Source organism: Demequina phytophila (genome assembly GCF_000971135.1).
Taxonomy (GTDB): domain Bacteria; phylum Actinomycetota; class Actinomycetes; order Actinomycetales; family Demequinaceae; genus Demequina; species Demequina phytophila.
Genome location: NZ_BBLW01000006.1, coordinates 107,317 through 126,396, shown reverse-complemented (window position 1 = coordinate 126,396; position 19,080 = coordinate 107,317). Strand labels below are relative to the sequence as shown.

Genomic DNA, 19,080 nt, shown 5'->3' with positions numbered 1-19,080 from the left:
CCGGCCCCCTTGCGCTCCCGCGTCCCCCGAGCGACACTGAACGATGTATCGCTCACAGTCGTTCGCTTCGCGGGCGACGGCGCAGAGGAGGCGCATCATGACCGGCACCTACGGCACAGGAGCCACCGGAGGCTCGCGCAGCAAGGGCTTCACCCCGCCCAGCCCCGGCGAGGCGATGGACGCCATGTGGGACGCGTTCGACCAGATCCGCTCGGGCTTCGAGAAGAAGGTCGGCTCGCGGATGGGCCGCGGCGACGTGCGCGCCGCGGTGCTCGCGCTCCTGTTCGAGGAGCCCATGCACGGCTACCAGATCATCCGTCAGATCGAGGAGCGCACCGGCGGCCGCTGGAAGCCCAGCGCCGGCTCCGTGTACCCGACGCTGCAGCTGCTCGCGGACGAGGGTCTGGTCACCGCGGAGATGACGAACGACCGCAAGGTCTACTCGCTCACCGACGCCGCCAGGGACGAGGCCGCGGACGCCGCCAAGGACGCGCCCTGGGCCCCGACCGAGACCAAGGAGGCCGGGCGCATCGGCCCGCTGTCGAAGGCCGGCTTCGACCTCGCGCAGGCCGTCGCCCAGGTGGGCCGCTCCGGCTCCCCGGAGCAGCACGAGCAGGCCGTGGAGGTCCTCGACCAGGCCCGACGTAAGATCTACTCGATCCTCGCCGAGGGCTGACGAGCCGTCGTCAGGCCGTCGGGGATCGGGGAGAGCTGATGCCCGACGTCCTGCAAGGCCGCGCGCGCTACCGCCGCATCCTGCGGTTCGCCGCGCGCGCGATCGTGCTGTTCTGGTGGTACGAGCTGCTGCTCCCACGCGTCGGCTTCCGCCGCGTCACCGAGCGCACGCGCGCCTCCCGGATGCACCGCTTCGCGCGTCGCTTCCGCAGCCTCGCGGTCGACCTCGGCGGGCTCATGATCAAGCTGGGCCAGTTCATGTCGACCCGGCTCGACGTGCTTCCGCCCGAGATCACCAAGGAGCTGGAGGACCTCCAGGACGAGGTCCCCGCCGTGCCCTTCGAGCAGATCCGCGCCCTCGCGGAGGAGGAGATCGGGGTCCCGCTCGGCCAGGTCTACGCCGAGTTCGACGAGGTCCCCGTCGCCGCCGCGTCGCTGGGCCAGGCGCATCGGGCGACACTCGCATCGTCCGTCGCGAAGGAGATGGGCTTCACCCAGGTCGTGGTGAAGATCCAGCGCCCCGGGATCGCCGGGATCGTCGCCGTGGACCTGTCCGCGCTGCGCCGCGTGGGCGCGTGGCTGAGCCGCCTGCGCGTGGTGTCGCGTCGCGTCGACATGCCGGGGCTCATCGAGGAGTTCGCGGCGACCAGTCTCGAGGAGATCGACTACATCCACGAGGCCGCCAACGCCGAGCGCTTCGCGGAGGCCTTCGCGAACGACCCCCGCGTGCGCGTGCCCGCGATCGTGTGGGAGCGCACCACCCGCCGGGTGCTGACGCTCGAGGACGTCACCGCGATCAAGATCACCGACGTCGACGCCATGCACGCCGCCGGCATCGAGCCGCGCACCGTGGCGAAGGTGTTCGCGGAGGTGATGCTCGACCAGCTGTTCGTGCACGGCTTCTTCCACGCGGATCCGCACCCGGGCAACATCTTCGTGACGCCCCGGTCGGGAGGCGAGGGGCCGGAGTGGACCCTCACGTTCGTCGACTTCGGGATGATGGGCGCGGTCCCCGACCGGCTGCGCGCGAGCCTGCGCAAGCTCATCATCGCGGCCGCCGCGCGCGACGGCCGCGGGATGGTGGTCGCGATGCACGATGCCGGGGTCCTGCTGCCTTCCGCGGACACCAAGGAGCTCGAGAGGGTCCTCACGCAGGTGTTCGCGCGGTTCGGCGGGATGGGCTTCGCGGAGCTGCGCGAGCTGGACCCGCGCGAGTTCCGCGACTTCGCTCTCGAGTTCAGCGACGTCATGCTGACCCTGCCGTTCCAGCTGCCCGAGAACTTCCTCTTGATCATCCGCGCGCTGTCGCTCACCTCGGGGCTGTCGACATCGCTCGACGCGCGATACAACGTGTGGGACTCCGTCGAGCCTTACGCGTCGCAGCTGCTGCGCGCGGAGGCGGGCAACGTGCTGGGCGACCTGGGCGGCCAGCTGCGCGAGAACGCGCAGGTCGCGTGGCACCTGCCCAAGCGCCTCGACGCGGTGCTCACCACGGTCGAGGACGGCCGGCTGGCGATCAACGCGCCCAAGCTCGAGGACACGTTCGGCCGCCTCGAGCACACCGCGCGGCGCCTGGTATCGGCACTAATCTTCGCCGCGATGCTCATCGCGGGCGCGCGCCTGCACGCCGACGACCCGGGCACCGGCATCGCCCTCATGGTCGCGTCGGTGGTGCCGCTGCTGCACGTGATCTTCGGGCGGCGGCACGACCGCTGAGCGGGTCGATCAGCGCGGAGCGGGTCCCGTCGAGCGGCGCACGATCAGCTCGGACTGCACGGCGCGCGGTTCGTGCGCCTCGGAGCCGTCGATGCGGCCGATCAGCTCGCGCACCGCGGCCCGGCCGCGCCCGGTGAGGTCCATGCGGAGCGTGGTGAGCGGGGGGAGGTAGAAGGCGGCGTCGGGGATGTCGTCGATGCCGGTGACGCTCACGTCGTCCGGCACGGAGAGACCGCGCTCGCTGAGCGCGAGGATCGCGCCCAGCGCCATCTGGTCGTTGGCGGACACGATCGCGGTGGCCTCGAGGGCCGCGAGACCGCTGACAGCCGCGTGCCCCGACTGCGCCGACCAATCGCCCTCGATGGTCCGGACAACGGCGAGGCCCTGCTCCGTCGCGGCGTTCTCGAGCGCGCGCGTACGGTTGCGCGCGGCCGACCACTGCGACGGCCCCGCGAGGTGAAGGATCCGGCGGTGACCCAGCGAGGCGAGATGGCCCACCAGCGCGGGCATCCCGACGGTGGCGAACTGCGAGGCGACGCGCGCGGGCTCGTCGGGCTCGGTCGCGATCAGCGCGGGCACGCGGAAGTCGATCTGCGCGAACGCCTTGGTCATCTCGTCGGTCGAGGACAACGCGAGGATCGCCTCGACGTCGTGCTCGGCGATCATGGATAGCGCCTGCGCGATCGAGTCCATGTCACCCGTGTCGAGCGCGACGACGTCCAGCACGTAGCCCGCGTCGCGCGCCGCGGCGGACGCCGACCCGAGGATCTTGCTGGGGCCGTACTTGTCGATGTCGTGCGTGAGGGCGCCGATGCGTCGCGAGCGTCCCGTGGTCAGCGAGCGGGCGGTGAGGTTGGGGCGGTACTCGAGATCCGTGAGCGCTCGTTCGACCTTGGCCCTGGTCTCGGGGCGGATCCCCTCGAAGCCCTTGAGATATCTGCTCACCGTCTGATGCGACACGCCGGCCGCCTGCGCGACGTCGTAGATGGTCGCCGGCCTACGCGCGCCTGAGGTCGCGCTTCGGGGGCTGCGCGCGCGGACGGCGCCCGCATCCCGATCCGCGGTTCCCGGTGTCGGGATCGCCTGCTCAGCCATGGCTCTCGGTCCTCCATCGCACGTCGCCTGCCTGCACGCTACCCCCTGAAGGTCACGGAACCGTGACATTCCCGAGGGTTGCGCTCTTCGATATTACCGGTAACATCGCCGTTGTCGCCCGATGTTGCCGGTAACACCGGACCTATCGGGCAGGTGCAGGGATCAACAACGGAGTGGATCTATGAATCACAGCAGCGACGGCGCTGCCGCCAAGCGCATCGGCCTCGGGGTCGCGTACTACCCGGAGTACCAGCGTCACGACCGCCTCGCGGTGGACCTGGACCTCATGGTCGCGGCCGGCATCACCACCATCCGCGTCGGCGAGTCGGTGTGGTCGACGTGGGAGCCGGTCGATGGCGAGTTCGACCTCGAGTGGCTGCTGCCCACGCTCGACGAGGCGCACGCGCGCGGCATGTCGGTGATCCTCGGCACCCCCACGTACGCCGTCCCGCCGTGGCTGCAGGTCGCTCACCCCGAGATCGCGGCGGACCGCGCGACGGGCGAGCCCATCCCGTGGGGTGCCCGCCAGGAGATGGACTTCACGCACCCCCAGTTCCGCCGTCGCGCCGAGCGTGTCATCCGCGCGATCCTGGGACGCTACGCGCGCCACCCCGGCGTCGTGGGGTTCCAGGTCGACAACGAGCCGGGCATCGAGATCCTGCATAACGACGGGGTGTTCGCGAAGTTCGTCGCGCACCTGGAGCGTACCTACGGCGACGTCGACACCCTCAACCGCGAGTGGGGCCTCACGTACTGGTCGCACCGCCTGCTGCACTGGACGGAGCTGTGGCGCCCCGATGGCAACTCGTTCCCCCAGTACGACCTCGCGTGGCGGACGTTCCAGGCGGACCTGACCGCGGAGTTCATCGCCTGGCAGTCGCGCATCGTCGACGAGTACCGGTCCGAGGACCAGTTCGTCACCACGTGCTTCCAGTACCCGCGCGCGGCCCTCGACGACCAGCGCACCGCGGAGCCCCTCACCGTCACGGCGGGCAACCCGTACTACGGGATGCAGGACCGTCTGGACATGCGGGACCGCCGGCCGAGCCCGCACAACTGGACCACCAGCGGTGTGCCCACGCTGTTCCGCCAGGGGGACCGCATGTTCTCCTCGAAGCAGGCCCGCTACCTGGTCACCGAGACGAATGCGCAGGCGATCGGCGACTGCGCGACCAACTACCCGCCGTACCCCGGGCAGCTCACCCAGGCCGCGTTCGCGCTCGTCTCCCGCGGCGCCGAGCTCATCGAGTACTGGCAGTGGAACACGCTGCCCTACGGCGCCGAGACCTACTGGGGCGGCGTGCTGCCCCACAGCCTCGAACCCGGGCGGGTGTACCGGGAGATCGCGGAGATCGGCGCGTCGCTCGACGCGATCGGCGGCCTGCTCGACGGCTACGAGCCCGACGCCGAGGTGGCCGTCCTGTGGTCGATCCCGAGCAAGCACGCGCTGCAGTTCCAGCCCCCGTTCCGGCTGCCGGCCGGCGACGCGAGCGACCCCTACGAGCGGATCGTCGACGCGTTCTACGACGGCGCGTTCGCGGCGCGGGCGCAGGCGCGCATCCTCCATGTGGGGCAGGCGCACGACCTGGGCGCCGTCGAGCTGGCGCGACGCTTCCCGGTGCTCATCGCGGCCGGCCTCTACATCGCCTCGGACGAGGACATCGCCCTCCTCGACGCCTACGTCGCCGCGGGGGGTCACCTGGTGCTTGGCCCCCGCACGGCCTACGCCGACACCGAGGCGCGCGCCCGCCACCAGGTCGCGCCTCCCGGCCTGGTCGACGCCGCAGGCGTGGCGTACGAGGAGTTCTCGAACCTCGACGCGCCGGTCCCGGTGACGGGCGGCGAGCTGCGCCTGCCCGAGGGTGCCGCCGCCGACCTGTGGCTCGACGGGCTGATGCCGGCGGACGCCAGGGTGCTCGCGACCTACGACCACCCGCGGTTCTCGGACTTCGCCGCGGTCACGCGGGCTGACCGTCGAGCCGGTGCGGTCACCACCGTCGGCTGCGTCCCGTCGCGCGAGCTGGCCGCGGCGGTGGTCGAGGATGCGCTCGGCCCGACTCGCAACACGGTCCTGGCCGATCCTCCCGAAGCCGTCACCGCATCGTCCGGCACCCTCCCCGACGGCCGCCGCGTGTGGTTCGTCTTCAACTGGGGCTGGAACCCCGCGAGCGTCGCGCTGGTGCGACCGCTCGCGAACCCCGTCACCGGCGCGGAGCACGCCGCCGGCGATCACGTCGACCTCGCGGCGTGGGCCTCCATGGTCCTCGTCGCGGAGCCGGACCACCCGGAGACCCTGACCCCGGGTCACTAGAGAGAAGGAACAGGAATGAACAAGGCACGTAGGACAGCAATGGCGCTGGCAGGCACTGCCGCCGCCTTCTCCATCATCGCGACGGGCTGCAGCGCCGGCGACGACGGCGGCACCGGCGAGGCGAGCGCCTCGCCGGAGGTCGCGACCGACGAGTTCGACGAGGCGATGTCCACCCCCACCAAGCTGACGTTCTGGACGTGGGTCCCCGACATCGAGAACCAGGTCGCCCTGTTCGAGGAGGCGTACCCGGAGATCGACGTCACCGTCGAGAACGTGGGCCAGGGTCTCGAGCACTACCAGAAGCTGCGTTCGGCGATCGAGTCGGGCGAGGGCGCCCCGGACGTCGCGCAGATCGAGTACCAGTACATCCCGAGCTTCACGCTGACCGAGTCGCTGCTCGACCTCACGCCGTACGGCGCGGGCGAGCTGGGCAGCGACTACGTCGAGTGGGTCTGGAACCAGGTCGCCGTGAACGACGGCGTGTGGGCCATCCCGCAGGACACCGGCCCGATGGGCAACCTCTACCGCACCGACATCCTCAAGGAGGCCGGCTACGACGCGCCTCCCGCCACGTACGACGAGTACGCCGAGGCCGCGAAGCAGGTCAAGGAGAAGACGGGTTCCTACATCTCCAACCTCGCGGCGAACGAGCCCACGCAGATGGTAGCGCTGCTGTGGCAGGCCGGCCTCGAGCCGTTCGGCTACGACGGTGCCGAGACGGTCACCATCGACGTCAACTCCGACGGCGCGAAGGACGTGGTCCAGTACTGGCAGGACCTCGCCCAGGCGGACCTGGTCTCCACCGACGCGGGCTGGACCGACAACTGGTTCCAGAACATCGCCAACGGCAATTACGCGGGCTGGCTGGTGCCGGCCTGGGGTCCGATCTTCCTTCAGGGCACCGCCGAGGCGACCTCGGGCAAGTGGGGCGCCGCACCGCTTCCCCAGTGGGACGCGAGCACCGAGGTGTCGGGCAACTGGGGCGGTTCCTCCGACGCCGTGCTGGCGAGCACCGAGAACCCGATCGCCGCGTACGAGCTCGCGCGGTGGATCAACGCCGAGCCCGAGCCCACGACGATGTTCGCGCAGGAGCAGTTCCTGTTCCCGGCGGCGCTGTCGGTGCTCGAGGACCCGGAGTTCACCGACGCCGGGGTCGAGTTCTTCGGCGGCCAGCAGGTGAACAAGATCTTCGCCGAGATCTCCGCGACGGTGAACCCCGAGTTCCAGTGGCTGCCGTTCATGGAGTTCGCCTACTCGTCGTACAACGAGACCGTGGGCGTGGCGCTCGAGAAGAAGGGTGACGCCGTGAGCGCGCTCGACGACTGGCAGCAGCAGCTGGTCGACTACGCGACCGAGCAGGGCTTCACCGTCCAGTAGGCCAACCCGGTGCGGGGGCGCAGCCGGCGCCCCCGCACCGAAATCACACCGAAGTGAAGGAGGCCGTTCCCATGGCCGTCACCACCGTCGACGCCCCCGCCCGCCGGGCGGCGCGATCGAAGCCCTCGCGGGGCAAGGCAAGGCACTCCGCTGTCGGGTACCTCTTCGTCCTGCCGTTCATGGTCCTGTTCGTCGCGATGGTGCTCGTGCCGCTCGGCTACTCGGCGTATCTCAGCCTCTTCGAGGAGAAGCTGATCGGCGGCGAGGCCTTCGTCGGTCTCAAGAACTTCGCCGAGGCCCTCATGGACGAGGCCTTCCTCGGCGGCGTGGGCCGCATGGCGCTGTTCCTGGTGATCCAGGTGCCGATCATGCTCGGCCTCGCGCTGTTCCTCGCGCTCGCGATCGACAGCGGCCGCACGCGGGCGTCCCGCAGCGCGCGCCTGCTGGCCTTCATGCCGTACGCCGTCCCCGGCGTGGTCGCGACCCTCATGTGGGGATACCTGTACGGCCCGGACTTCGGGCCCATCGCCCAGGGCTTCGAGGCGCTCGGTCTCACGCCGCCCGACATGCTGGGCGAGTCCGGGATCCTCGGCTCGATGATGAACATCGTCACGTGGGAGTACGTCGGCTACAACATGATCATCATGTACGCCGCGCTCCGGTCGATCCCGACGGAGCTCTACGAGGCCGCGGCGATCGACGGGGCGAGCCAGATCCGCATCGCGCTGAGCATCAAGATCCCTGCGATCCGCCCGGCGATCATGCTGACCGTCATCTTCTCGGTGATCGGCACGTTCCAGCTCTTCAACGAGCCGGCGCTGCTCGACTCGATCGCGCCCGTGGTCATCACCAACGGCTTCACCCCGAACTTCTACGCCTACAACGTCGCGTTCGTGAACCAGGACGTCAACTACGCCGCCGCCATCGCGTTCCTCCTGGGGCTCGTCATCGCGGTCATGTCGTACGTGGTCCAGCTGAGCTCGCAGCGCGCTGAGAGGAAGGTGCGGCGATGACCGCCACCATGAACGCCGGTGCGGCTTCGAGCGCAGCCGGCCTCCACAAGCCCCGGCCCCGCCGCCACCGGCGTGGGCGTGAGCGCAGCACCGCGCTCTCGGTGATCGTGTGGGCGCTCGCGCTCTACTTCCTGCTGCCGCTGGTGTGGCTCGCGATCGCGAGCACCAAGGACACGAGCGACCTGTTCTCGACGTTCGGCTTCTGGTTCGGCGACAGCTTCGCCCTGTGGGACAACATCCAGGGCGTGTTCGGCTACAAGGACGGCATCTTCGGTCGCTGGGCTCTCAACACGCTCCTCTACGCGGGCGTGAGCGCGGTCGGCGCGTCGTTCCTCGCGACCCTGGCCGGGTACGGCTTCGCGAAGTACGGCTTCCGCGGCTCGAACCTCATGTTCAGTATCGTGCTCGGCGCCATCATGATCCCATTGACGGCGCTCGCGCTCCCCACCTACCTGCTGTTCAGCTCCGCGGGGCTGACCAACACCGTGTGGGCGATCATCGTCCCGTCGCTCGTGAGCCCGTTCGGCGTGTTCCTCATGAGGGTGTACTCGGCTGACGCGGTGCCGGATTCGCTCATCGAGGCCGCCCGCGTCGATGGTGCCGGAGAGTTCCGCACCTTCTTCACGGTCGCGTTCCGTCTCCTGGTCCCTGGCTTCATCACGGTGCTCCTGTTCGCGCTGGTCGCGACGTGGAACAACTACTTCCTGCCGCTGATCATGCTCAACAGCTCCGACCTCTACCCGCTCACGGTGGGTCTCGCGCAGATGCAGTCCGCGGGGACGTCCGGCGGCGGCGGCGAGGTGCTGTTCTCGACGGTGATCACCGGCTCGTTCATCAGCATCGTCCCGCTGATCGTCGCGTTCCTGTTCCTTCAGCGTTACTGGCAGAGTGGTCTCTCGGCGGGCAGCGTCAAGGGCTGACGCCACCAGGGAACCCGGGCCCCTGACACTCGACTGCAAAGGAGCAACCTCGATGTTCGACAGCCTCTGGTACGGCGGCGACTACAACCCCGAGCAGTGGGCCCCCGACGTGTGGGACGACGACGTGCGCCTCATGCAGCGTGCAGGCGTCACCGTCGCGACGGTGGGCGTGTTCTCGTGGGCGAAGCTCGAGCCGGCCGACGGCGAGTTCGACTTCGCCTGGCTCGACGACGTGATCGACCGCCTCCACGCCGGAGGCATCGCCGTGGACCTCGCGACCGCGACCGCGGCGCCGCCGCCGTGGCTGGTGCGCGAGCACCCCGACGTCCTTCCCGTGATGGCCGACGGCACGGTCCTCGGCGTCGGCTCGCGCCAGCACTACAGCCCCAGCTCCGCGACCTACCGCCGCTATGCCGCGCGACTGGCCGAGCGCATCGTCCACCGGTACGCCGACCACCCCGCGGTCATCGCGTGGCACGTCAACAACGAGTACGGCTGCCACGTGCCGCGCTGCTACTCGGACGAGTCGGCGGTCGCCTTCCGCGCCTGGCTCGCCGAGCGCTACGGCGACATCGAGGCGCTGAACGATGCCTGGGGCACCGCCTTCTGGTCGCAGCACTACGCCTCGTTCGAGGAGATCATGCCGCCGCGCGCGGCACCCGCCTCGATCAACCCGACGCAGCAGCTGGACTTCGACCGGTTCAGCTCGGACGCGCTCCTGGCGCTGCACGAGATGGAGTCGGAGATCATCCGCGCGCGCTCGGACAAGCCCATCACCACGAACTTCATGGGCTTCTTCAAGGCCGCCGACTACTGGGCGTGGGCGCAGCACGTCGACTTCGTCACCGACGATGCCTACCCGGACCCCGCGGACCCGCGCTCGATCCCGTTCGCGGCGGCGGTGCGCGACCTCATGCGCTCGCTTGCGGGGGAGAAGCCGTGGATCCTCATGGAGCAGGCGACGTCCGCGGTCAACTGGCGGCCGCGCAACGCCCCCAAGCCCGTGGGCGGCTTCCGGCGGCTGTCGCTGCAGTCGATCGCGCGCGGCGCGGACGGCATCATGCAGTTCCAGTGGCGACAGTCCGTGCGCGGAAGCGAGAAGTTCCACTCCGCGATGGTGCCGCACGCCGGCGAGGACACCCGGATCTACCGGGACGTCTGCGCGCTCGGTGAGGAGCTCGCGGGGCTCACGGACGTGATCGGGACGCGCGTGCCGTCGCGCGTGGCCGTGATGTTCGACTGGGACTCCTGGTGGGCGATCGAGCAGCACGACACCCCCGCGCGCATCTCTTACGTGCGTGCGGTGCTCGCCTGGCACCACGCGCTGTGGCGCGCGGGCGTGACGGTGGACTTCGCGTCGCGTTCCGCCTCGCTTGATGGGTACGACCTGGTGATCGTGCCGTCGATGCAGGTGGTGACGCCCGACGTGCAGGAGCGGGTCGCGGCGGCGCGCGAGCGCGGGGCGACGGTGCTGGTGACGTACCAGTCGGCGATCCTGGACCTCGGGCTGGGCGTGCTGCCGTCCGGGTATCTCGGGTCGTGGGCGTCCATGCTCGGCGTCCGCGTCGAGGAGTTCGCGCCGTTCGCGCACCCGGACCAGTTCTTCGACGCGCCCGCTGGTGCTCCGCTGTCCGCGGTGGCCGGCGAGCTCGCCGGCGAGATCGAGGGCTGGTCAGAGGTGGTTCACGCCGATGCCGCCGACGTCCTCGCGACCTTCACCGAGGGCCTCGCCGCCGGCGGTCCCGCCATCACGCGCCGGGCGCCTTCCGGGTCGGGCGACGGAGCGGCCTGGTACGTCGCGACCCAGCCGTCGGACGCGCTCGCGGACGCGGTGGTGGCGCGGCTGCTCGAGGACTCGGGGGTGGCGCCGGTGGCGACCTCCGCGTCTCGCGAGGTGGAGGCGGCGCGCCGCGGCGAGAAGCTGTTCCTCATCAACCACGGCGCTGCTGCGGCCGAGGTCGAGTGGGACGGCGGCGCGGCGACGCTCGAGCCCGGTGAGGTGCGGGTGGTGGAGGTCGGGTAGGCCGCGCCCCCGCGCGCCATGGGGAACTCACCGACGGTTTCGTGAGGTCTCGCGCTCCAGCGGGGAACTCAGCGACGGCCGCTCATCCGGTGAACACGTCCACCACCAGCCGCGGGGGATCCTCGAGCCACGTCACCCGGTAGGGCCTCGCCTCATCGAGTCCGAGGCCCACCTGGGTGATGCCCTCGAACGCCCCCACGATCCGCGCCTCCCGGATCGCGCCCGACCCGGTCACCGACAGCGGGCCCGCGTATCCCGCCTGGGAGATCGCTGTGCCGTCGTACCACGCGCCCACCAGGATCTCGAGCGACGCTCCGCCCGCCAGCGGCGGCGCGAGGTCCTCGCCCGACGCGTCGGTCGCGAACGTGCTCGCGTCGTGCGGCGTCACCTGCCACCCCGGCTCGCCGTCGCCCGCGAACTCGAGCACCCAGCGGTCGTAGCACTCGTGCACGCCCACACGCTGCGTCACGCCCCACAGCCCGCTCGCGAGTGAGGAGGCCCAGTCGGGCGACGATGCGCCGGCAGCCGAGGTCCCGAACGTCGCGCAATCCTGCGGAGCGGGGGAGGAGGTGGGGGCCGGCGACGGCGAGGCCGTCACGGTCGCAGTCGCGGTGACGGTCGGCGCGGGCGTCGCGCTCGGCGTCACCGACGGGGAGGGGCTCGACGTGCACCCGGCGAGCATCGCCGCGGCGAGGAGGACCGCGTACGGCGACCGCCGCATCGTGCCCATACCTTCACGGTACGCCGGGCGGCGGCGCGCACCTATCCCAAGGACGGCGAGGGCGTGACCGCCGGGAGGGTGGTCACCTCGACCGGGATGACCTCGAGGTGGACGGCGACCGCGGCGTCGAACGCGTCGAGCAGCCGCTCCTGCAGGTCCTCGGGCGCGGGGGTGTCGCCGGGGCCCTCGACCGCCACGGATACCTCCGTGCCGGACACGCTGACGCTGCGGATCGCGAACTCGGTGTCCCAGCCCAGCCACTCCTCGACGGCGCGTTCCGCGCTGCGGTTGAGCGACGATGTGGCGAGCTGGCCCTCGGACCGGAGCATGAGCGGCAGCAGCACGATCGCCGCGAGGATGACGAACGGCGACAGCGTGAGGAGCAGCCTGCGCGGGTTGCTGCGCAGGACGTCGGGCTGCGCGAACCCGGTCCCGATGAACACCACGCACGCCGCGAGCACGATGGCGACGAAGTTGGTGAGGAACAGCAGGAACGCGCCTCCGGCATCGGCCCAGCGCTCGCCGCTGAGGCTCGTCCCCACCACCGCGAGCGGCGGCACGAGCGCCACGGCGATCGCGACGCCCGCGATGCCCGAGGCCACGCGCTTGTTGACGGTGGCGTACGCGCCGGCCGCGCCGGCCGCGAGGGCGATGAGCATGTCGACGGTGCTGGGGGTGACGCGCGACACGATCTGCGAGTTGGTGTCGAACGCGATCGCGACGGGTGACCACGAGGCGAGGCCGTAGGACAGCGAGATCGCGGCGACCACGCCGCCGGCCACCAGGCCCGCGGAGTGGAACGCGCGCCGCGCCCACCCGTTGACCAGGGCGCCCGCGAGCCCGACGATCGGCGTCATGAGCGGCGCGACCAGCATCGCCCCGATCACCACGGCGGTCGAGTCCGCGAGCACCGCGAACGTCGCGATCGCCACGGACAGCGCGAGCATCACCCACCAGGTGCCCAGCTTGTTGAGGCGTCCGGGGTTCTCGAAGTAGAGGGCCTCGACCTGCTCGGCGCGGGCCTCGTCGCCCACGTCGGAGCCACGGACCCAGTCCCACAGCACCTGACCGATCGAGGCGCGCGACGGGTCGAGCCCGCTGCCGCCCTCGGCACGGCGGATGCCCCACGCGATGAGCAGGAAACCGACGATCACGGCCGCCGTCGCGGCGGAGACGAGCACGGTGCGGGCGATCGCCTCGGGCACCTGCGCCGCGAGGATGCCCGCCGCGAGCGCGAGCCCCGAGGCCGCGAGGCGGACCAGGCGCTCGCGCCGGCGGGGCCGCACCAGCACGTCGATGACGCCGATGAGCCCGCGGAACGCCACGTAGATGCCGAGCGCGGCGACCACGGCGGCGAGGCTCAGCGTGCCGCCGGTCGGATCCCACCACGCCACGAAGGCGAGGGCCGCCGCGATGGCGGTAGTCATGAGGCCGCGTAGCGCCGCGACGATCCTGTTGATCCGGCGTCCCAGCCAGCGCCGACCGGTGATCGCGTAGAAGAGGTCCATGAGGCCGGTGACGCCGAGCGCGCCGATCGCCACCACCTGGGCGACCCACTGGGTGGCGGTCGGCAGCGCCAGCACCACCGCTCCCGCGACCACGAGCGCGACGCCACGCAGCGATGCCCCGTTCGCCATCGCGCGCAGCATGTCCCTGAGCTGCTCGCGCACCGTCGGAATGGCCTCGTGTGTCGCGCCGTCCATGGCCCACCCCCTCGCGCTCATCGTAGGGTCGCGGACCTCCGCGGGCGCGGATGCCGGTGCCGGGATCTCGCGCGGTTCATCCGCCCGTTCCCACACCCGCCCGGCGTGCCCTACACTCTTTTACAACGTTGCAAATCAGTCCCTGTCTCAACGACGAGGAGGCCCATCCGTGCCCACGGAACTCATCCCGAACCCGATCGTGCTCCAGCGCGCGGACCCGTGCGTCCTGCGCCACGACGGCCAGTACTACTTCACGGGCTCGTACCCGCTGTACGACCGCATCGTCCTGCGTCGCGCGGAGCGCCTCGAGGACCTGCAGTCCGCCGCCGAGGTCACCGTCTGGACCAAGCACGCCGAGGGGCCGCAGTCGCAGCTCATCTGGGCCCCCGAGATCCACCTCGTAAACGGCGCCTGGTACCTCTACTACGCGGCCGCGCCCGATGGTGCGCCCTCGCCCGACGAGCCCGGCACCGCCGCGACCTTCAACCACCGCGTCTACTGCCTCGAGTGCCTCGACGACGACCCGCTGACCGGCACCTGGACGGAGAAGGGCAAGGTCGACACCGGCTGGGAGTCGTTCGCGCTCGACGCCACGTCGTTCGTCAAGGACGGCGCTCAGTACCTGGTGTGGGCTCAGCAGGACTTCGCCATCCAGGGCAACTCGAACCTCTACATCGCGCGCATGGAGAACCCGTGGACGCTCGCGACGCCGGCGGTCATGCTGACCAAGCCGGAGCTCGACTGGGAGGTCGTGCGCTTCTGGGTGAACGAGGGGCCCTCCGTCCTGCAGAAGGAGGGGAGGCTGTACCTCAGCTACTCGGCGTCCGGCACGGGCCCCGAGTACGCGATGGGCCTCCTCACGGCGTCCGCGGACGCGGACCCGCTGGACCCCGCGTCCTGGACCAAGGCGCAGGACCCGGTCTTCACGTCCGACCCGTCGGTGGGCATCTACGGCCCGGGCCACAACTCCTTCACCGAGTCGCCCTCAGGGGAGACCGTGCTGGTGTACCACGCCCGCACGTACGTCGAGCTGGAGGGCGACCCGCTGTGGGAGCCCAACCGTCAGGCGTGCGCACAGGTGCTGCCGTTCGTGGACGGCGAGCCCGTCTGGGGCACGCCCGTTCCCCTCACGCGCCCGGCGCCCACCTCGACCGACGTGCTGCCGCCCGCGGGTCTCGCGCAGGTCGCCCCGGCCTGACGCTCCCACCCCGACCGCTTTCCACACGAGATCTGCAACTCGCGTCGCGTTCCTCGAGGAACGCGACGCGAGTTGCAGCGGTGAAGCGCTTCATCCACGGTCCGTGTGTGGAGTCTGGCCGCGGTACCCGGCCTGGACGATGCCGGGGTCACCCCAGCGCAGATGTCGCCTCGAGCGCGCCCAGGGTGCGCTCGAGGTGCTCGCGAGCGACGGCCTCGATGCGCTCGGGCGACGCGCCGGCATCGATGAGGTCCAGCAGCTCCGCGTGCTCGTCGAAGCTGGCCGCCACCCGCCCGGGCGCGTGGGCGGGCGAGACGCGGTCCGCGAGCTCCAGGCGCAGCGCCTCCTCATCGACCATGGCGACCAGGCGTGCGTCGGGGCAGCGGGACCGCAATAGCGATCGGAGGTCGCGCACGAGCGCCGCGTGGCGCGCTGCGTCGAAGTCCGCGAGGGCGCGGCGGGCGTCCTTGTTGAGCTCCCGCGCCTGAGTGAGGTCGGTCGGCGTGAGACGGTCCGCCGCGAGCGCGATCGCCAGCGGCTCGAGTCGCGCGAGGATCCGCATGGTGCTCCGACGCTCGTCCTCGCCGACCGGTCGCACCACCGCACCGGCGTTCGGGATGATCTCGACCCAGCGCTCCGCCTCCAGGCGTCTGATGGCCTCGCGCCACGGCACCGAGCTGATGTCGTGCGCGCGCACGAGCTGGTCGATCACCAGCCGGTGGCCTGGAAGAAACTCCCCACGTCCGAGGCCCTCGCGCAGGATGCGGTATGCCTGGTCAGCCTTGCTTTCGGCGGGCAACGCTGCCTCCTCGCGTTCGGGGATCACGGGTGCCACGGATCGTATCCCGGATCGCATGGGATGTGGAGGGGAGAGAGTGGAGCGCGGGGCGCTGTCGAGCGCGCCCGACGGGCCCGGCAGCACCGCGCCACGGGACGATGCGCCCCTCACCTTGTCCGATTTGGGCACCAGGTCCCGTAATAGTTGCACACCACCAACTATTCTGAATTGGTCACAGAGTGCGACAAAAAGGTACCCTGTTACCGTTCACAGAGGAGTCCCCATGTCGAGTGCACCGATCCCGAACCCGATCGTCCTGCAGCGCGCGGACCCGTGCGTCCTGCGCCACGACGGCCAGTACTACTTCACGGGCTCGTACCCGCTGTACGACCGCATCGTCCTGCGCCGCGCCGCGTCCCTCGAGGACCTGCAGGCCGCCCGCGAGGTCACCATCTGGACCAAGCATCACGAGGGTGCGCAGTCGCACCTCATCTGGGCGCCCGAGCTCCACCGCGTGAACAACGCCTGGTACCTCTACTACGCCGCGGCGCCCAACGCCGACATCACGGTCGACGCCCCCGACTCCGACGACACCTTCAACCACCGCATCTTCGTGCTCGAGTGCCTCGATGAGGACCCGATGACGGGGGAGTGGACGGAGAAGGGCCAGGTCGACACCGGCTGGGAGTCCTTCGCCCTTGACGCCACCAGCTTCGTCAAGGACGGCGACCAGTACCTGGTGTGGGCGCAGCAGGACTTCGAGGTCAAGGGCCACTCCAACCTCTATATCGCGCGCATGGAGAACCCCTGGACGCTCGCGACCGCCGCGACGCTTCTCACCAAGCCCGAGCACGCGTGGGAGACCGTCACCTTCTGGGTCAACGAGGGCCCGTCCGTGCTCCAGCGCGACGGACGGATCTACCTCACCTACTCCGCGTCCGGCACGGGCGTCGAGTACGCGATGGGCCTCCTCACCGCCGACGCGGCCAGCGACCTGCTGGACCCCACGAGCTGGACCAAGGAGACCGAGCCGGTCCTCACCTCCGCCCCCGAGCACGGGATCTACGGTCCCGGCCACAACAGCTTCACGGAGACCGAGGACGGCGACACCGTCCTCGTCTACCACGCCCGCACCTACACCGAGCTGGTGGGCAACCCCCTGTGGGAGCCCAACCGTCAGGCCCGTGCGCAGGTGCTGCCGTTCGACGCCGACGGCAGGCCCGTCTGGGGTACCCCCCAGCCGGACTCACGACCCACCCCCACCTCGATCGAGGTGCTTCCCCCCGAAGGAATGACCGCATGAGCGCCGACGCTCCCGCCCCGAACGCCCCCGAGAAGACAGCCACCACCACCTCCACCCTGCGCGACTCGCTCAAGCGCGGCGTGTTCTGGAACTACGGCGGCCTGTACTTCTTCTACTTCGCCATCTGGCAGATCTTCTTCTCCTTCCACGGCCTGTGGCTGTCGGAGAAGGGCATGGGCGAGGGCAACATCGGCCTCATCAACACCGTGATGGCGATCACGGCGCTGTGCCTCCAACCGCTGTACGGCTACCTCCAGGATCGCCTGGGCCTCAAGAAGCACCTGTTCGCGTTCGTGGTGCTGTGCGGCGCGATGGTCGGCCCGTTCTTCGCGTTCGTGTTCCCGCCGCTGATGGAGTGGAACATGGTGGGCGCCGCCGTGGTCGGCGGCATGTTCATGGCCCTGGTCCTCCTGGCCGGCGTGTCCGTGGTCGAGGCCTTCAACGAGCGCGCCTCCCGCGCCAACGAGTTCGAGTACGGCCACGCGCGCCTGTTCGGCTCGATCGCCGGTGGAACCATCACCCTGGTCGCCGGCTGGATGTGGGCGAACGTCAACCCGGACTCGATCTGGTGGGCGGCATCGTTCTGCGCGATCGTGCTCGGAGTGCTGCTGTTCGTCGCGAAGGTGCCGGAGCAGGCCAAGGCCAGCGCACAGGCCGGCGAGACCTCGTCGACCAAGGTCTCCAAGGAGACCATCAAGCGCCTGTTCACGGACCGCAGCTTCATCGGGTTCGTGGTCCTGATGTTCGGCACCGCCGCGCTCTACGACGTGTTCGACCAGCAGTTCTCGATCTACTTCGCGCAGCACGTCAGCCACGGCGACCCGGTCACCCTGTTCTCGCAGGTGGTCACCATCCAGATCTTCACCGAGGCCGCGGTCATGCTGATCGCGCCGTGGTTCGTCAACAAGATCGGCGCCAAGCGCGGCCTGCAGCTCTTCGCCGCGATCCTCGTGGTCCGCGTGCTCGGCTCCGCGCTGGTCACCACCACCGAGGCGCTCATCGCGTGGCGCCTGCTCGCCGCCATCGAGATGCCGCTGATGCTGGTGTCGGTCATGAAGTACATCACCCGGATGTTCGACGTGAAGATCTCCGCGACGGCGTACATGCTCGGCTTCGGAGTCGCCAAGTCGATCGGTGTGGCGGCGTTCTCGCTCCCGTTCGGCGCCGCGTACGAGTCGATCGGCTTCGCGAACGCCTACCTCATCATGACCGTGGTCATCATCGGCGTGACGGTGATCGCCAGCTTCCTCATGCGTGACGACAAGTCCCGCGGCGACGCCCCGGCCATCGAGCCGGAGGAGCGGGAGCTCGTCACCGCCTGACACCTTTCGAGGGACGATGCGCCGGCCGCCCGACCCGGGAAGTTACCCGGGTCGGGCGGCCGCGTCGTAGTGTGGTGACGCCGAGGGTCTGAGGGAGGTCCGATGCGCCGCGTCGTCGCGCTGTTCACCATGGTCGCCACACTGGCTCTCGCCGCGTGCACCCCCGCCTCGGAGCCCGAGGCGACCGCGGCATCGTCCACCGCGGCGCCCGTGCCCGCGGTGACGGCCTCGACCACGCCGACGCCCGAGCCGTCCGCGACCGAGCAGGCCGAGCCCTCCTACATCGCGACCGTCCGCGGCACCAAGGTGACCGTGCTGACGGAGCCCGACGGCAGCGAGCAGCAGGTGATCCGCGCCGAGGACGTGCTCACCGTGCCCGAGGCGACGCCGCTGGTGTTCCTGGTGAAGCAGATCCAGGGGTCGTGGCTCGAGGTGTACCTGCCGGTGCGGCCCAACGGGTCGACGGGATGGATCTCCGCGGACAACGCGACGGTGAGCGCGACGGACATGTCGGTCGAGATCAGCCTCGGAGACTTCACGCTGACCGTGTGGGACGGCGATAAGAAGGTCCTCACGACGGAGATCGGGCTCGGCACCGACGAGCTCCCCACCCCCGGCGGCGTCTACTTCATCCGCGAGCTGCTGCAGCCGCCGGACCCGGACGGCGCGTACGGCCCGTACGCGTACGGGCTGTCGGGCTACTCGCCCGTGCTTGACTCCTTCGCGGGCGGCGATGCGGTGATCGGGATCCACGGGACCAACGATCCCGATTCCTTCGGCCGCGCCGTCTCCCATGGCTGCATCCGCGTGCCCAACGACGTGATCACCGAGATGGTCACGGAGGCGGGGATCCCGCTGGGCACGCCGGTCTACATCGACGCTGCGTAGCGGTGGGTGGCGGCGCCGCTGCCGGGCCGGGCCGCCT

15 protein-coding genes are annotated in these 19,080 nt (G+C 70.4%); 11 read left to right on the top strand and 4 right to left on the bottom strand.

Annotated elements, in window-relative coordinates:
- Nucleotides 1–97: 97 nt before the first annotated feature.
- Nucleotides 98–676, top strand: a complete 579-nt coding sequence (locus tag AOM01_RS10275; RefSeq protein ID WP_062292867.1) for a PadR family transcriptional regulator — start codon at nt 98–100, stop codon at nt 674–676.
- Nucleotides 677–714: 38 nt separating this feature from the next.
- A complete protein-coding gene (locus AOM01_RS10270) occupies nt 715–2,391 on the top strand; it encodes an ABC1 kinase family protein (protein WP_082110172.1) in 1,677 nt (558 codons plus the stop codon).
- 9 nt (nt 2,392–2,400) lie between these two features.
- Here the strand turns inward: AOM01_RS10270 and AOM01_RS10265 are convergent, their stop codons facing one another.
- Complete coding sequence (locus AOM01_RS10265; protein ID WP_062292861.1) at nt 2,401–3,486, bottom strand: LacI family DNA-binding transcriptional regulator; 1,086 nt, start codon at nt 3,484–3,486, stop codon at nt 2,401–2,403.
- A 181-nt stretch (nt 3,487–3,667) separates the two neighbouring features.
- On the opposite strand from AOM01_RS10265, the gene AOM01_RS10260 reads away from it, so the two are divergent.
- From AOM01_RS10260 to AOM01_RS10240, 5 genes are all read left to right on the top strand, one after another.
- On the top strand, nt 3,668–5,797 hold the full coding sequence (locus AOM01_RS10260; protein ID WP_062292858.1) for a beta-galactosidase: 2,130 nt from the start codon (nt 3,668–3,670) through the stop codon (nt 5,795–5,797).
- 15 nt (nt 5,798–5,812) lie between these two features.
- Nucleotides 5,813–7,174 carry an ABC transporter substrate-binding protein gene (locus tag AOM01_RS10255; protein ID WP_228374278.1) on the top strand — a complete coding sequence of 454 codons (1,362 nt, stop codon included), beginning with the start codon at nt 5,813–5,815 and terminating at the stop codon, nt 7,172–7,174.
- A 71-nt stretch (nt 7,175–7,245) separates the two neighbouring features.
- Nucleotides 7,246–8,187: a carbohydrate ABC transporter permease gene (locus AOM01_RS10250; protein ID WP_062292852.1), complete on the top strand. Its 942-nt coding sequence runs from the start codon at nt 7,246–7,248 to the stop codon at nt 8,185–8,187.
- Nucleotides 8,184–9,107: a carbohydrate ABC transporter permease gene (locus AOM01_RS10245; protein ID WP_062292849.1), complete on the top strand. Its 924-nt coding sequence runs from the start codon at nt 8,184–8,186 to the stop codon at nt 9,105–9,107. The genes AOM01_RS10250 and AOM01_RS10245 overlap by 4 nt, the downstream gene beginning before the upstream one ends.
- A gap of 52 nt (nt 9,108–9,159) precedes the next feature.
- A complete protein-coding gene (locus AOM01_RS10240) occupies nt 9,160–11,130 on the top strand; it encodes a beta-galactosidase (RefSeq protein ID WP_062292846.1) in 1,971 nt (656 codons plus the stop codon).
- Nucleotides 11,131–11,212: 82 nt separating this feature from the next.
- Here AOM01_RS10240 and AOM01_RS10235 read toward each other — a convergent pair whose 3' ends face one another.
- A complete protein-coding gene (locus AOM01_RS10235; RefSeq protein WP_062292843.1) occupies nt 11,213–11,860 on the bottom strand; it encodes an AMIN-like domain-containing (lipo)protein in 648 nt (215 codons plus the stop codon).
- A gap of 32 nt (nt 11,861–11,892) precedes the next feature.
- On the bottom strand, nt 11,893–13,554 hold the full coding sequence (locus AOM01_RS10230) for a DUF389 domain-containing protein (RefSeq protein WP_062292840.1): 1,662 nt from the start codon (nt 13,552–13,554) through the stop codon (nt 11,893–11,895).
- A gap of 169 nt (nt 13,555–13,723) precedes the next feature.
- Here AOM01_RS10230 and AOM01_RS10225 point away from each other — a divergent pair, with 169 nt between their 5' ends.
- Complete coding sequence (locus AOM01_RS10225) at nt 13,724–14,752, top strand: glycoside hydrolase family 43 protein (RefSeq protein ID WP_062292838.1); 1,029 nt, start codon at nt 13,724–13,726, stop codon at nt 14,750–14,752.
- 148 nt (nt 14,753–14,900) lie between these two features.
- Here AOM01_RS10225 and AOM01_RS10220 read toward each other — a convergent pair whose 3' ends face one another.
- The gene (locus AOM01_RS10220; protein ID WP_062292835.1) at nt 14,901–15,551 is read right to left on the bottom strand and encodes a GntR family transcriptional regulator; all 651 of its coding nucleotides are present in this window, start codon (nt 15,549–15,551) and stop codon (nt 14,901–14,903) included.
- A 262-nt stretch (nt 15,552–15,813) separates the two neighbouring features.
- On the opposite strand from AOM01_RS10220, the gene AOM01_RS10215 reads away from it, so the two are divergent.
- The 3 genes from AOM01_RS10215 (at nt 15,814) to AOM01_RS10205 (ending at nt 19,043) form a co-directional block, all read left to right on the top strand.
- Nucleotides 15,814–16,833: a glycoside hydrolase family 43 protein gene (locus tag AOM01_RS10215; protein WP_062292831.1), complete on the top strand. Its 1,020-nt coding sequence runs from the start codon at nt 15,814–15,816 to the stop codon at nt 16,831–16,833.
- Nucleotides 16,830–18,155: an oligosaccharide MFS transporter gene (locus AOM01_RS10210; RefSeq protein ID WP_082110169.1), complete on the top strand. Its 1,326-nt coding sequence runs from the start codon at nt 16,830–16,832 to the stop codon at nt 18,153–18,155. Before AOM01_RS10215 ends, AOM01_RS10210 begins: the two co-directional genes overlap by 4 nt.
- 102 nt (nt 18,156–18,257) lie before the next feature.
- Nucleotides 18,258–19,043, top strand: a complete 786-nt coding sequence (locus AOM01_RS10205; RefSeq protein ID WP_062292828.1) for a L,D-transpeptidase — start codon at nt 18,258–18,260, stop codon at nt 19,041–19,043.
- Nucleotides 19,044–19,080: the final 37 nt, after the last annotated feature.